Annotated in this window: 9 protein-coding genes; 5 read left to right on the forward strand and 4 right to left on the reverse strand. The window is 71.1% G+C overall.

All coding sequences use genetic code 11. The annotated features are described in order from the left end of the window. Positions 1 to 26 precede the first annotated feature (26 nt). From ACZ7L7_RS16380 to ACZ7L7_RS16390, 3 genes are all read right to left on the reverse strand, one after another. On the reverse strand, positions 27 to 893 hold the full coding sequence (locus ACZ7L7_RS16380; RefSeq protein WP_285514470.1) for a hypothetical protein: 867 nt from the start codon (positions 891 to 893) through the stop codon (positions 27 to 29). Positions 894 to 1,087: 194 nt separating this feature from the next. Then, positions 1,088 to 2,236: a metallophosphoesterase family protein gene (locus ACZ7L7_RS16385; protein WP_285514471.1), complete on the reverse strand. Its 1,149-nt coding sequence runs from the start codon at positions 2,234 to 2,236 to the stop codon at positions 1,088 to 1,090. 200 nt (positions 2,237 to 2,436) lie between these two features. Further along, the gene (locus ACZ7L7_RS16390) at positions 2,437 to 3,549 is read right to left on the reverse strand and encodes a LacI family DNA-binding transcriptional regulator (protein ID WP_093722677.1); all 1,113 of its coding nucleotides are present in this window, start codon (positions 3,547 to 3,549) and stop codon (positions 2,437 to 2,439) included. Between the two features lie 416 nt (positions 3,550 to 3,965). Between ACZ7L7_RS16390 and hisC the strand changes: the two genes are divergently transcribed. Beyond that, positions 3,966 to 5,045, forward strand: coding sequence for a histidinol-phosphate transaminase (gene hisC, locus ACZ7L7_RS16395; protein WP_285514472.1), 1,080 nt, complete (start codon positions 3,966 to 3,968; stop codon positions 5,043 to 5,045). Positions 5,046 to 5,084: 39 nt separating this feature from the next. On the opposite strand, the gene ACZ7L7_RS16400 is transcribed toward hisC, so the two are convergent. Continuing rightward, positions 5,085 to 5,462, reverse strand: coding sequence for a cyclophilin-like fold protein (locus ACZ7L7_RS16400; RefSeq protein ID WP_471432694.1), 378 nt, complete (start codon positions 5,460 to 5,462; stop codon positions 5,085 to 5,087). Between the two features lie 280 nt (positions 5,463 to 5,742). On the opposite strand from ACZ7L7_RS16400, the gene ACZ7L7_RS16405 reads away from it, so the two are divergent. Genes ACZ7L7_RS16405 through ACZ7L7_RS16420 form a run of 4 tightly spaced genes read left to right on the forward strand, consistent with a single transcriptional unit; the run spans position 5,743 to position 13,682 of the window. Continuing rightward, positions 5,743 to 7,251 (forward strand): cytochrome ubiquinol oxidase subunit I, encoded by a 1,509-nt coding sequence (locus ACZ7L7_RS16405; RefSeq protein WP_453600027.1) that lies wholly within the window; start codon positions 5,743 to 5,745, stop codon positions 7,249 to 7,251. Between the two features lie 20 nt (positions 7,252 to 7,271). After that, positions 7,272 to 8,276 carry a cytochrome d ubiquinol oxidase subunit II gene (gene cydB, locus ACZ7L7_RS16410; RefSeq protein WP_453600030.1) on the forward strand — a complete coding sequence of 335 codons (1,005 nt, stop codon included), beginning with the start codon at positions 7,272 to 7,274 and terminating at the stop codon, positions 8,274 to 8,276. A 12-nt stretch (positions 8,277 to 8,288) separates the two neighbouring features. After that, positions 8,289 to 11,957, forward strand: coding sequence for a thiol reductant ABC exporter subunit CydD (gene cydD, locus ACZ7L7_RS16415; RefSeq protein WP_472076182.1), 3,669 nt, complete (start codon positions 8,289 to 8,291; stop codon positions 11,955 to 11,957). Positions 11,958 to 11,984: 27 nt separating this feature from the next. Next, on the forward strand, positions 11,985 to 13,682 hold the full coding sequence (locus ACZ7L7_RS16420; protein WP_472076184.1) for a sensor histidine kinase: 1,698 nt from the start codon (positions 11,985 to 11,987) through the stop codon (positions 13,680 to 13,682). Positions 13,683 to 13,978: the final 296 nt, after the last annotated feature.

The raw sequence follows: 13,978 nt of genomic DNA on the forward strand, positions 1-13,978 counted from the left end.
TGGGGGCGCAAGCCGAGGGACCAGGGTCACTCCGGCTGGTGTTCCGGGCCCCCGTAATCCGGGCTGGTGTAGTCCGGGCTGGTGAAGCTCGGACGGGAACCCGAGGCGGGACCTTCGCCGGGGCTGCTGAATCCCGGGCGGTCGTAGCCGAGGTGGGGGATTCGGCTGGTCGGCGCCGTGGGGGCGGTGCGGGGCAGGGCGACGGCGGTGCCGGGGTCGGCGAGGGCGTCCCGCAGGAACGGCACGATGCCCCGTTCCAGCAGGGCTTCCCGCCATGCCTCCCTGGCCCTGGCCACCTCACCGTGCATCTCCCCGTAGGCACCGTCCGTCGCCGGGCGGTTGCGCAGTGCGGTGAGCAGCAGCCCGATGGCGGCGACGAGGATCGCGACCGCCGTCACGGCGCCGAACACCCAGCCGGTGGTGAGCATGGTCTGGGCGAACGCCGGCTCGGGGTTCAGCATCTTCAGGATGTAGCCGACGAGCAGGAAGATCGCCGCGGCGATTCCGGCGAGGACAGGGGTGAGGACGGCCGCGACGGCGACGACACCCGCGCCGGCGGTCTCGGCGGTGGCCTCTCCCATGGTGGCGGCGAGCCCCATCGCGCCGGATGTCGGCTCACTGGAGCCGGATTCCCGCACGGACGGGGTGGACGGCGCCGGATGGCGCAGTTCCTCGCGGACCTTCACATAGTGCTGGTACTCGGTCGCCGCTGCCGCCGTGATGATCGCGGAGGCGTTGAGCGCCATGGTGCGCAGCTGTTCGGTGTTGAGCCGCTGTCCGACAGCGGCCAGTTCAGGGCGAGTGGGTGCGGAGCGCAGCGCCTCGTCGAGGAGCCGCTCGTACTCTTGGCGGTCCTCACTGTGCAGGTGCTGCGGAACGCTGTTCATGTGCATCCCCCGATGCTCCGTAGGGCTTGGGGCTCGCGCATGGCAACGAGCCGTCGGGCAGAAACGGAGGGGAGCCTGCTACGGATAAGCCGATGGTAGAGCGGTGACGGCACACGGTGACAGGGGGTTTGCAGAAATTGGGCCCTGGCCTGCATCGTCCCCGGCGCTTCCGGCCGGGGACGGGTGTGCCCGGTGAAGATTCAGTTGTCCAGCGGGAGTTGTTGGACCAGTAGTTTCCCGGCCATGGTCACGCCGCCGTCCATCGCGATGGCCAGACCGTCGGCGTAGACGTGCGGTCCCTCGACGACCGGGCCGCCGTTGTCCTCGCCGTCCTCGGAGCCGACCTCGCCCAGCAGATAGGGGATCGGGCTGTGGCCGTGAACGATCCGGGTGCCGCCGTACGTATCGAGCAGGGAGCGTACGGCGTCGGAGCCGCCCTCGTCGCGGAAGGAGAAGCGCTTGGTGAACTTGCGGAACAGGTCCCAGCACTCGTCCGCGTCGTTACGGGTGAGGGTTTCCCGGACGGTGTCGTTGACCTCCTCGATGGAGCGGCCGTAGTCCAGGTAGGCGGTGGTGTCGGAGTGGACGAGCAGATGCCCGTCGACCTCCTCCATGGCGTCCAGGCGGGCCATCCACTGCAGGTGATGGTCCTGGAGGCGGTCCATGTCGGTCTTCTGGCCGCCGTTGAGCAGCCAGGCCGCCTGGAAGGTGGCGGTGCCCGCGCCGGAGTTGACGGGGGTGTCGGAGAACCGCTTGGCGCCGATCAGCAGCAGCTCGTGGTTGCCCATGAGGGCCTTGCAGTAGCCGCCGGCCGCGGCGGCCTCGGCGGACAGCCGCATGACGAGGTCGATGACGCCGATGCCGTCGGGGCCGCGGTCGGTGAAGTCGCCGAGGAACCACAGCCGGGCGGTGCCCGCGCACCAGTTGCCCGCCGCGTCGATCAGGCCCTTCGCCTGGAGGGCGGCGATCAGTTCGTCGAGGTAGCCGTGGACGTCGCCGACGACGAACAGTGGTCCGGGTCCGTCGGCCCGCTGGGGGGCCGGGGCGGGCATGGGCTCGACGGTGACCTGGAGCGTGTCGCCGCGGCGGTTGATGACGGGCAGGTCGCGCTGGGTGGGGGTGTACCCCTCCGGGTAGGCCTCCTGGGCCGACGGGGGCGGGGCGATGCCGCCCGGGTGTCCGCCGTGCGGGTCGGCCGGAGTGCCGTGCGGGGCGGGGGGCGAGGCGGGGGCGTGGGGATGGGCGGGCTGGCCGTACGGACCGGTCTCGTGGACGTACGCGGGCACCCGGAAGTCGCGCAACGTCGCCGTCCGCTCCACCTCGGGTCCCTGACCGGCCCCCTGAGTCATCAGACCCCTCCACCATCGCGCCGCATCTGCACCGCTTCGGACTGCCTGGTCGCAGCGGCCCGCGGTGTCGTGGGCCCATCATAGGAATGCAGATCGCGCCATGTGATGACCCAGGGGTGGTGAATCAGAACAGGGCTCTGGTTCACCGCGGCTTTCGCCCCGATTGGGCAGGGCTTCTACCGCCCGTCTCCGGCCCTGTTCTACCGCTCCTCGGGTGACCGGGGCGGGCTGACGGTCGTCCGCGGGGGACGTCGCTGGGACGAGGTACGGACGATCAGCTCGGTAGGTATCACCTGCTCGACCGGTTGGTCCGATTCGACCCCCTCGATCGCGTCGATGAGCAGCTGCACCACGGCCGTGCCGATCCGGCGCGGTTTGAGCGAGAGCGTGGTGATGGGTGGCTCGGTGTTGGCGTAGACCGTGGACTCGCTGCAGCAGACCAGCAGCAGGTCGTCCGGGACGCGCAGCCCGTAGCGCCGGGCGGCGGCGAGCAGGTCGGTGCCGTTGGGGTCGAACAGCCCGTAGACGGCGTCCGGGCGGTCGGGGCGGGCCAGCAGCCGGTCGGCGGCGACGGCTCCCGCGCAGGGGTCGTGCGCCGGGTACGCCTCGTACACGGGGTCCTGGCCGACCCGCTCGCACCAGTGCAGGTAGGCGGTGGTGGACAGGTGGGTGTACGTGTCCGTGGTGGTGCCGGTGAGTAGGCCGATGCGGCGGGCGCCGGCGTCGGCGAGGTGGTCGAGGATGCCGAGGACGGCGGCCTCGTGGTCGTTGTCGACCCAGGCGGTGACCGGCAGCGAGCCGACGGGGCGGCCGTCGGAGACGACCGGTAAGCCCTGCCGGACCAGTTCGCTGACGACCGGGTCCTGGTCGGACGGGTCGATCACCACGGTTCCGTCCAGGGCGACGTTGGACCACACGTCGTGGCGGGAGGTCGCGGGCAGGATGACCAGGGCGTAGCCGCGGGCGAGCGCGGCGGAGGTGGCGGCCCTGGCCATCTCGGCGAAGTAGGCGAACTCGGTGAAGGTGAAAGGTTCATCCCCGTATGTCGTCACGGTCAGGCCGATGAGTCCTGACTTGCCGGTACGGAGGGTTCGGGCCGCGGCCGACGGGCGGTAGCCCAGCCGGTCGGCGACTTCACGGACGTGGCGTCGGGTGGCGTCGGGGAGCCGGCCCTTGCCGTTGAGGGCGTCGGAGACGGTCGTGATGGAGACTCCGGCTGCGGCGGCGACGTCTCTGATACCCGCCCGCCCCGGCCTGTTGCCCCGGCGGGCGGTCTCCGCGCGGCTCACCTGGTGCTTCCCTGCTGCTGTCATGGCGAGCCGATAGTAGGGCTCATCAGGTGGGGTAGTGCGGACGCATATGCAGGCGTTGACAGGCACGTTTCTGCATGGTCACCAAGCGCCAAATGCCTTGGATTGCAAGGGAGTTAAGCGCTCCCATGGCAATACGTGACTTGTCGGCGCGCGCAGGCCTGCCAAGTTCCCGATGTTTCGAAGAGGTCTCAACTCACCTTCACGAGGGATGCGCGCCACGGCGCGAGCCACCGGCGCATAGATATATGTAGAGCGCGCCCCCCGATTCGTACAGCTTGCGGTGTGATGCCCGTGATGCCGGTGTGACGGAGGAGGTCCTGCCTCACCTGTACGCAGGAGGGCCGAATCCTCATAAGGTGAGAAGCATTGGAAAGCCGGGGGCGAGGATGCCGCCGGTTGTCGCGAGGAGGACTGCGGTGAGCGAGACAAGCCCCAAGCTGCGCGCCGAGCTGGAGGGTATCCCCACCTACAAGCCGGGCAAGCCCGCCGCGGCCGGCGGGCCGGTCGCCTACAAGCTGTCCTCCAACGAGAACCCCTACCCGCCGCTGCCCGGCGTGATGGAGAGCGTGACCGCCGCGGCCTCCTCCTTCAACCGCTACCCGGACATGGCCTGCACGGGCCTGATGAACGAGCTCTCCGAGCGCTTCGGGGTTCCGGTCTCCCACCTGGCCACCGGCACCGGCTCGGTCGGCGTCGCCCAGCAGCTGCTCCAGGCCACCGCCGGCCCCGGCGACGAGGTCATCTACGCCTGGCGGTCCTTCGAGGCGTACCCGATCATCACGCAGATCAGCGGCGCGGCCTCGGTACGGGTGCCGCTGACGCCCGGTGATGTGCACGACCTGGACGCCATGGCCGACGCCATCACCGAGCGGACGCGGCTGATTTTCGTCTGCAACCCCAACAACCCCACCGGCACGGTCGTGAAGCGCCCCGAACTGGAGCGGTTCCTGGACCGGGTGCCCGGTGACGTGCTGGTGGTGCTGGACGAGGCGTACCGCGAGTTCATCCGCGACCCCGAGGTGCCGGACGGCGTGGAGATCTACCGGGACCGGCCGAACGTCTGCGTCCTGCGCACCTTCTCCAAGGCGTACGGGCTCGCGGGCCTGAGGGTCGGCTTCGCCATCGCGCACGAGCCGGTCGCGGCGGCGCTGCGCAAGACCGCGGTGCCGTTCGGGGTGAGCCAGCTCGCGCAGGACGCGGCGGTGGCCTCGCTGCGGGCCGAGGACGAACTGCTGGGCCGGGTCGGCTCGCTGGTCGGCGAGCGCACGCGCGTGGTCGACGCGCTGCGCGCCCAGGGCTGGACGGTGCCGGAGACCCAGGCCAACTTCGTGTGGCTGCGGCTGGGGGAGCGCACGGTGGACTTCGCCGGCGCCTGTGAGCGGCACGGTGTGGTGGTCCGGCCGTTCGCGGGTGAAGGCGTTCGCGTGACGATCGGTGAGACCGAGGCGAACGACATCTTCCTGAAGGTCGCGGAGGACTTCCGCAAGGAGCTCTGAGCCGGCGAGCTCCGGTCAGGGAGTTCTGGTCATGGAGCTCTAGTCGGTCATCTCCTCGACCCGGACGGGGTCACCGTTGCGTACGGTCGCGAGGAGGCGGGGGTCGCCGTCGAGGCGGCCCAGGACATTGCACGGGCTCGCGAGGCGGCATTCGTCGCCTCGCGAGATCGGTGTGGGCCCGTAGGGGAGGGCGAGCGCGTCGCCGTCCGTCCAGAAGGCCACGGTGCCCGGTTCCACGATCTGCCGGGCGCCGGTTTCACGTGGAACCGAGACCTCGGTGTCGAAGTACACCTCCTCGCCCCAGGTGCGGGCGGTGGAGGTGAGGGGCAGGGCCTTGGCGAGGGCCTGGGTGGTCGGGCTGTCGTCGTCGAGGGTCGCGGTGAGGTTTCCCGCGGGCCAGGAGATCCGTATCTGCATGGCGAGTAATTCAACAATATGTTGAAGGTGCCGCCAAGGGCCTGGCGGCAAGGGTCTGTCGTCGTGGGCTGCCGCCAGGGGGCTGTCGTCAAGGGCCTGTCGGCGAGGATCCGACCCCGACGGCACTAAGGGGACCCCCTGCGAGTGACGAAAATCAGTGCGTCATAATTGCTTGTGAATGTGAACGCGTTCACAAGCATGCCGGGGTGGTCCCGTGATGCGCGGGATGTTCGGGGGATAGATCACGGCAGTGTTCGCGCCGAAGTAAGGAGACTGACACGTGGATCTGGCTCTGGCGCCGGAGACTCTGGCGCGATGGCAGTTCGGCATCACCACCGTCTACCACTTTCTGTTCGTCCCCCTGACGATCTCGCTCGCCGCCCTGACGGCCGGCCTGCAGACCGCCTGGGTGCGCACGGAGAAGGAGAAGTACCTCAGGGCCACCAAGTTCTGGGGCAAGCTCTTCCTGATCAACATCGCGATGGGTGTGGTCACCGGCATCGTGCAGGAGTTCCAGTTCGGCATGAACTGGTCCGACTACTCGCGCTTCGTCGGTGATGTCTTCGGCGCCCCGCTCGCCTTCGAGGCCCTGATCGCGTTCTTCTTCGAGTCCACCTTCATCGGGCTGTGGATCTTCGGCTGGGACAGGCTGCCGAAGAAGATCCACCTCGCCTGTATGTGGATGGTGTCGATCGGCACGATCCTGTCGGCCTACTTCATCCTCGCCGCCAACTCCTGGATGCAGCACCCGGTCGGCTACCGCATCAACGAGGAGCGGGGCCGGGCCGAACTCACCGACTTCTGGCTGGTGCTGACCCAGAACACCGCGCTGGCCCAGGTCTTCCACACGCTCTCCGCCGCCTTCCTCACCGGTGGCGCCTTCATGGTCGGCATCTCCGCCTTCCACCTGCTGCGCAAGAAGCACATCCGCGAGATGAAGACCTCGCTGCGGCTCGGCCTGGTCACGGTCACGATCGGCGGTCTGCTCACCGCGGTCAGCGGCGATGTGCTCGGCAAGATCATGTACGAGCAGCAGCCGATGAAGATGGCTGCCGCCGAGGCCCTGTGGGACGGCGAGGCACCCGCGCCGTTCTCCGTCTTCGCCTACGGCGATGTCGACGAGGGCCACAACAAGGTCGCCATAGAGATTCCGGGTCTGCTGTCCTTCCTGGCCAAGGACGACTTCAGCTCCTTCGTGCCCGGCATCAACGACATCCAGAAGCTGGAGGAGGAGCAGTTCGGGCCCGGCGACTACCGGCCCAACATCCCGGTCGCCTACTGGGGCTTCCGCTGGATGATCGGCTTCGGTATGACGTCCTTCGCCATCGGTCTGCTGGGTCTGTGGCTGACCCGGAAGAAGTTCATGCTGCCGCAGCACCTCAGGGTCGGTGACGACGAGGTGCCGCATCTGGCGCTGCTCCCGAACAAGGCCCTCGGCCCGAAGCTGACCACGTGGTACTGGCGCATCGCGATCTGGACACTGGCCTTCCCGCTGATCGCCAACTCCTGGGGCTGGATCTTCACCGAGATGGGCCGCCAGCCGTGGGTCGTCTACGGCGTGCTGCGCACCCGCGACGCGGTCTCCCCCGGCGTCTCCCAGGGCGAGGTCCTCACCTCGATGATCATCTTCACCGCGCTCTACGCGATCCTCGCCGTGATCGAGGTCAAGCTGCTGGTGAAGTACGTCAAGGCAGGACCGCCCGAACTCACCGAGGCCGACCTCAACCCGCCCACGAAGATCGGCGGCGACCCCCGTGACGCCGACAAGCCGATGGCCTTCTCGTACTAGGCCGAGGGAGCTGCACAGTCATGGAACTGCACGACGTCTGGTTCGTCCTGATCGCCGTCCTGTGGACCGGCTACTTCTTCCTGGAGGGCTTCGACTTCGGGGTCGGCATCCTCACCCGGCTGCTGGCCCGCGACCGCACCGAGAAGCGGGTGCTGATCAACACCATCGGCCCCGTCTGGGACGGCAACGAGGTCTGGCTGCTGACCGCCGGCGGCGCCACCTTCGCCGCCTTCCCCGAGTGGTACGCGACCCTCTTCTCCGGGTTCTACCTGCCCCTGCTGATCATCCTGATCTGTCTGATCGTGCGGGGCGTCGCCTTCGAGTACCGCGCCAAGCGGTCCGAGGAACACTGGCAGCGCAACTGGGAGACCGCCATCTTCTGGTCCTCGCTGGTCCCGGCGTTCCTGTGGGGTGTGGCCTTCGGCAACATCGTCCGCGGCGTGAAGATCGACCAGGACTTCGAGTATGTGGGGAACCTCTGGGATCTGCTCAACCCGTACGCCCTGCTCGGCGGCCTGGTGACGCTGACGCTGTTCACCTTCCACGGCGCGGTGTTCGTGGCGCTGAAGACCGTCGGGGACATCCGGGAGCGGGCGCGGAAGCTGGCGCTCATGGTCGGTCTGGCCACGGCCGTGTGCGCGCTGGTCTTCCTCCTGTGGACGCAGGTCGACAACGGCGACGGCCAGAGCCTGGTCGCGCTGGTGGTGGCCGTGGCCGCGCTGGTCGCGGCGCTGGTGGCCAATCAGGCCGGCCGTGAGGGCTGGGCGTTCGCCCTGTCGGGCGTGACCATCGTGGCCGCGGTGGCCATGCTGTTCCTGACGCTCTTCCCGAACGTCATGCCGTCCACGCTCAATGAGGAGTGGAGCCTGACGGTCACCAACGCCTCGTCGAGCGGGTACACCCTGACGATCATGACGTGGTGCGCGGTGATCGCCACGCCGATCGTCCTGCTCTACCAGGGCTGGACCTACTGGGTGTTCCGCAAGCGCATCGGTACGCAGCACATCGCTGAATCCGTGCATTGAGGTGTGTTTCACGTGAAACCAATCGATCCCCGACTGCTCCGGTACGCCCGCGCCACCCGGATCTTCCTGGTGGCCGTGGTCGGCCTGGGCGTCATGGGGGCCCTGCTGGTCGTCGCGCAGGCGATGCTGATCGCCGAGACGGTGGTGGGCGCGTTCCAGCAGGGCATGTCCGTCGCCGAGCTGCGCACTCCCCTGCTGTTGTTGGCGGCGGTGGCGGCAGGGCGGGCGGTCGTCGGCTGGCTGACCGAGCTGGCCGCCCACCGGGCGAGCGCGGCGGTCAAGTCCGAGCTGCGCGGGCGGCTGCTGGAACGCGCCCCCGCGCTCGGCCCGGGATGGCTGGCCGGACAGCGGACGGGGTCGCTGGTCGCGCTCGCCACCCGCGGGGTCGATGCCCTGGACGACTACTTCTCGCGCTATCTGCCGCAGCTCGGGCTCGCGGTGGTGGTGCCGGTGGCGGTGCTGGCGAGGATCGTCACCGAGGACTGGGTCTCGGCGGCCATCATCGTCGGGACCCTGCCGCTCATCCCCGTCTTCATGGTGCTGATCGGCTGGGCGACGCAGTCCCGGATGGACCGTCAGTGGCGGCTGCTGTCCCGGCTGTCCGGGCACTTCCTGGACGTCGTGGCGGGGCTGCCGACGCTGAAGGTGTTCGGCCGGGCCAAGGCGCAGGCCGAGTCGATCCGCAGGATCACCGGCGAGTACCGGCAGGCGACGATGCGGACCCTGCGGATCGCCTTCCTGTCCTCCTTCGCTCTGGAGCTGCTGGCCACGATCTCCGTCGCCCTGGTCGCCGTCACGATCGGCATGCGGCTCGTGCACGGCGAGATGGACCTCTACACCGGCCTGGTCATCCTGGTGCTGGCGCCCGAGGCGTATCTGCCGTTGCGCCAGGTCGGCGCGCAGTACCACGCGGCGGCCGAGGGGCTGGCGGCGGCCGAGGAGATCTTCGAGGTGCTGGAGACGCCCCTGCCGGACTCGGGCGGTGCCCCGGTCCCGTCGGGCGCCCTGGCCTTCGAGGGCGTCACCGTCCGCTACCCCGGCCGCGCCGGGGACGCCGTGTCGGGAGTGTCCTTCACGGTCGAACCCGGCGAGACCGTGGCCCTGGTCGGGCCGAGCGGGGCGGGCAAGTCGACGCTGCTGAACGTCCTGCTGGGCTTCGTCCGGCCCGCCGAGGGACGGGTGCGGATCGGGGGAGCCGATCTCACCGAACTGGACCTGGAGCAGTGGCGGTCACGGATCGCGTGGGTGCCGCAGCGGCCCCACCTGTTCGCCGGGACGATCGCCGAGAACGTACGGCTGGCCCGTCCCGATGCGGACGACACCGCCGTCACACGGGCCCTGGAGGACGCCGGGGCGCTGGAGTTCGTGTCCGCGCTCCCCGAGGGCGCCGACACCGTGCTCGGCGAGGACGGCGCCGGGCTGTCCGCCGGGCAGCGGCAGCGGCTGGCGCTCGCGCGGGCGTTCCTCGCCGACCGGCCGGTGCTGCTGCTGGACGAGCCGACGGCCGCGCTGGACGGGCACACCGAGGCGGAGGTCGTGGCGACGGTACGGCGCCTGTCGGCCGGGCGCACGGTTCTGCTGGTGGTGCACCGGCCGGCGCTGCTCTCGGTGGCCGACCGTGTGGTGCGGCTGGCGGAGCCGGTCGTGCCCGCGTACTCGGTCTCGGCGGATTCGGTGGTCGCCGCGTACTCGGTCTCGGCGGATTCGGCGGTCACCACGCACCCGGTTCCGGCGGAGCCGGTCGTCACCCCACACCCGGTCCCCGCGGAGCCGGTCGTCACCCCACACCCAATCCCCGCGGAGCCGGTCGTCCCCCCGCCCCCCGTCCCGGCGGAGCCGAAGTCCGTGCCCACCGCGACCGGCACAGCGCCGGAAGCCCCGGCAGCGGAAGCCTCAGCCACCCCCGCCGACGGCCGTGACGTCCTCGCCCGGGTCCGGGCCATGTCCGGCGCCCGGCGCGGCAGGCTCGCCCTCGCGCTGCTGCTCGCGAGCCTCGCCCTCGGCAGCGCCGTCGGACTGATGGCCACCTCCGGCTGGCTGATCTCCCGCGCCTCCGAGCAGCCGCCCGTGCTCTACCTGATGATGGCCGTCACGGCGACCCGCGCCTTCGGTATCGGGCGCGCCGTCTTCCGGTACGCCGAGCGGCTGGTCTCGCACGACGCCGTGCTGCGGATGCTCGCCGATACCCGGGTCGCCGTCTACCGGCGCCTGGAGCGGCTCGCCCCGGCCGGACTGCGTACCACCCGGCGCGGCGACCTGCTCTCCCGGCTCGTCGCCGACGTCGACGCCCTCCAGGACTACTGGCTGCGCTGGCTGCTGCCCGCCGGGGCCGCCGCCGCGGTGTCCGCGGTGTCCGTCGGCTTCACGGCCTGGCTGCTGCCCGAGGCGGGCGCGGTGCTCGCCGTCGGCCTGCTGGCAGCCGGCGTCGGAGTCCCCCTCGTCACCGGCGCCGTCGCCCGCCGCGCCGAACACCGGCTGGCCCCCGCCCGGGGTGTACTGGCGACCCGCGTGACGGATCTGCTCACCGGCACCGCCGAACTGACCGTCGCCGGCGCCCTGCCCGCCCGTACCGCCGAAGCGCGCCGCGCCGACGCCGCGCTCACCCGGATCGCCTCGCGCGCCGCCACCGCCACCGCGCTCGGCGACGGGCTCACCGCGCTGATCTCCGGCCTGACCGTCGCGGCCGCCGCTCTCGTGGGCGCCCAGGGCGTCGCCGACGGGCGGCTGAGCGGAGTCGCCATGGCCGTGGTCGTACTGACCCCGCTGGCTGCCTTCGAGGCGGTCCTCGGGCTGCCGCTCGCCGTCCAGTACCGCCAGCGGGTGCGCCGCAGCGCGGAGCGGGTGTACGAGGTGCTGGACGCCCCCGAGCCCGTACACGAGCCGGAGCGGCCCCGGCAGGCGCCCGCCGCGCCCTTCCCGGTCGTCGTCGAGGGCCTGGCCGCCCGGTACGCGGGACAGGACCGGGACGCGCTCGCCGGGCTCGACCTGACCCTGGAGGAGGGCCGCCGGATCGCCGTGGTCGGGCCGTCCGGCTCGGGCAAGACGACGCTGGCCCAGGTGCTGCTGCGGTTCCTGGACGCGCGGGCGGGCACGTACACGCTCGGCGGTGTCGACGCCCGCGCCCTCGCCGGGGACGACGTACGGAGGCTGGTGGGGCTGTGCGCCCAGGACGCGCACCTCTTCGACAGCTCGGTGCGCGAGAACCTGCTGCTCGCCCGGAAGGGCGCCACGGAGGACGAACTGCGGGACGCCCTGAAGCGGGCCCGGCTGCTGGACTGGGCCGAGGCGCTGCCCGAGGGGCTGGACACGCTGGTCGGGGAGCACGGCGCCCGGCTCTCCGGAGGTCAGCGGCAGCGGCTGGCGCTGGCCCGCGCCCTGCTCGCCGACTTCCCGGTGCTGGTGCTCGACGAGCCCGCCGAGCATCTCGACCTGCCCACCGCCGACGCGCTCACCGGCGATCTGCTCGCCGCCACCGAGGGCCGCACAACCCTGCTGATCACGCACCGGCTGGCCGGTCTCGACGCCGTGGACGAGGTTGTCGTCCTCGACCGGGGACGGGTGGTCCAGCGCGGCTCCTTCGCCGAGCTGGCGGCCGTGGAGGGGCCGTTGCGGGCGATGGTGGAGCGCGAGGAGCAGGCGGATCTCCTGGCGTCGGCGGGGCAGCCCGTCCGAGTTTCCTGAACAAAACGGCGTACTTAGGCTCAGGTCATGTCACAGTCCCCCGGTCTCCCCACCCCGCCGCCCGCTCTGCCGGACGCGCAGGCGGGGCGCCTGCTGCGGCTGCTGGAGGCGGTGCGGTCCGTCGGCAGCGAGCTGGAGCTGCACTCCACCCTCGACCGGATCTGCGAGACCGCCGCCGCCCTCACGGACGCCCGGTACGCGGCCCTCGGGGTGGTCGACGAGGAGGGCGAGGGGCTCTCGGACTTCGTTTACTACGGGGTGGACGAGGAGACTGCGCGCCGCATCGGGCGGCGGCCCGACGGCCACCACGGTGTGCTCGGCGCCCTGATCCACGACCCGGTGCCGCTGCGGATCGAGGACGTGACCAAGGATCCGCGCTTTTCCGGCTTCCCCGACCACCACCCGCCGATGCGCACCTTCCTGGGCGTGCCGATCCGGGTCCAGGGGGAGATCTTCGGGAACCTCTACCTGGCCGAGAAGCACGGCGACGGACCGTTCGGCGAGGAGGACCTCGACCTGGTCCGCGTCCTGGCCTCCGAGGCCGGGATCGCCATCGGCCACGCCCGCCTGTACGAGGCGGCCCAGCAGCGCGAGCGCTGGATCGACGGCTCGGTCGCCGTCACCACCGCGCTGCTGTCGGGCCAGGACACCGACGACGCCCTCCAGGTGGTCGCCGAACAGACGCGCCGCCTGTCCGACTCGGCCGCCGCTCTGGTGCTGCTGCCCGCCGACGAGGACGGCCTGGAGATCGTCGCCGTGTCCGCCGAGCGGCCGTGCAGGGTGCTGGGCACCGTCGTACCGGCCGAGAACGAGCTGGTGCGCGAAATCCTCGACGGGCGGGCGGTGTTCCTCCAGGACGCGGCCACGGATCCGCGCACGGCCACCGATCCGGAGGCCGTGGCCCGGCTCGCCCGCGCGTGGGGGCCGACGATGATGCTGCCGCTGCAGAGCGAGGGCCGCGTGCTGGGCGGACTGGTGATGGCGCGGGGGCGCGGGGAGCGGGCGTTCACGCGGGCCGAGCGGGTGCTGGCGGTGCAGTTCGCCGCGCAGGCGGCGCTCGCGCTGATGATGGCCGAGGCCCAGCGCGACCGGGAGCGGCTCGCGGTCTACGAGGACCGCGACCGGATCGCCCGCGACCTGCACGACCTCGTCATCCAGCGGCTGTTCGCCACCGGGATGATGCTGGAGAGCGCGCAGCGCCGGTCGGTCGTGCCCGAGGTGCGGGAGGGCGTCGGCAAGGCGGTCGACGAACTCGACACCACCATCCAGGAGATCCGCACCGCGATCTTCGCGCTCCAGCAGAACCCGGCGGAGGCCGCCACGAGCCTGCGCACCCGGGTGCTGCGCGAACTCACCACGGCGGCCGTGCCGCTCGGCTTCCGCCCCGGGCACCGCTTCATCGGGCCCGTCGACACCCTGGTCGGCGAACTGACCGGCAAGAATCTCCTCGCCGCCCTGCGTGAGGCGCTCTCCAACGCCTTCCGGCACGCGAACGCGTCCCGGATCGAGGTCGTCGTCGACGCGATCGTCGAGCTTCCCGACGGCACTCCCGGCGTGCGCCTGACCGTCGCCGACGACGGCGTGGGCGTCCCCGAGGGCGGTCGGCGCAGCGGCCTGCGCAATCTCAAGCGACGCGCCCAGTCGCTGGGCGGCGACAGCTGGCTCGAAGCCGGCATCGGGGAGAACGGCGGCGGGACGACGGTGGTGTGGCAGGCACCGCACTGAGGGGCGGGCGCGGTGTTGGGTGGCGGGCGCCGAACTGGGGCCCGGAGCTCGTACCGGGGGCGGACCCCGTGGTGGATCGGGGATACCGCACCGAGTGGCAGGCGCCGGACTGAGAGGCGGACTCCGTACTGAGTGGCGGGTGCCGGACTGAACGGCGGGCGCGGTGTTGGGTGGCGGGCGCCGAACTGGGGCCCGGAGCTCGTACCGGGGGCGGACCCCGTGGTGGATCGGGGATACCGCACGAGTGGCAGGCGCCGGACTGAGTGGCGGACTCCGTACTGAGTGGCGGGTGCCGG

The sequence above is a fragment of the Streptomyces sp. NPDC110618 genome (assembly GCF_055657065.1).

Excerpts from the sequence above, each read along its gene's own strand:
- ACZ7L7_RS16380 (WP_285514470.1), bottom strand. The coding sequence starts at position 893 with ATGCACATGAACAGCGTTCCGCAGCACCTGCACAGTGAGGACCGCCAA.
- ACZ7L7_RS16385 (WP_285514471.1), bottom strand. The coding sequence starts at position 2,236 with ATGACTCAGGGGGCCGGTCAGGGACCCGAGGTGGAGCGGACGGCGACG.
- ACZ7L7_RS16390 (WP_093722677.1), bottom strand. The coding sequence starts at position 3,549 with ATGACAGCAGCAGGGAAGCACCAGGTGAGCCGCGCGGAGACCGCCCGC.
- ACZ7L7_RS16400 (WP_471432694.1), bottom strand. The coding sequence starts at position 5,462 with ATGCAGATACGGATCTCCTGGCCCGCGGGAAACCTCACCGCGACCCTC.
- cydB (WP_453600030.1), top strand. The coding sequence starts at position 7,272 with ATGGAACTGCACGACGTCTGGTTCGTCCTGATCGCCGTCCTGTGGACC.
- ACZ7L7_RS16420 (WP_472076184.1), top strand. The coding sequence starts at position 11,985 with ATGTCACAGTCCCCCGGTCTCCCCACCCCGCCGCCCGCTCTGCCGGAC.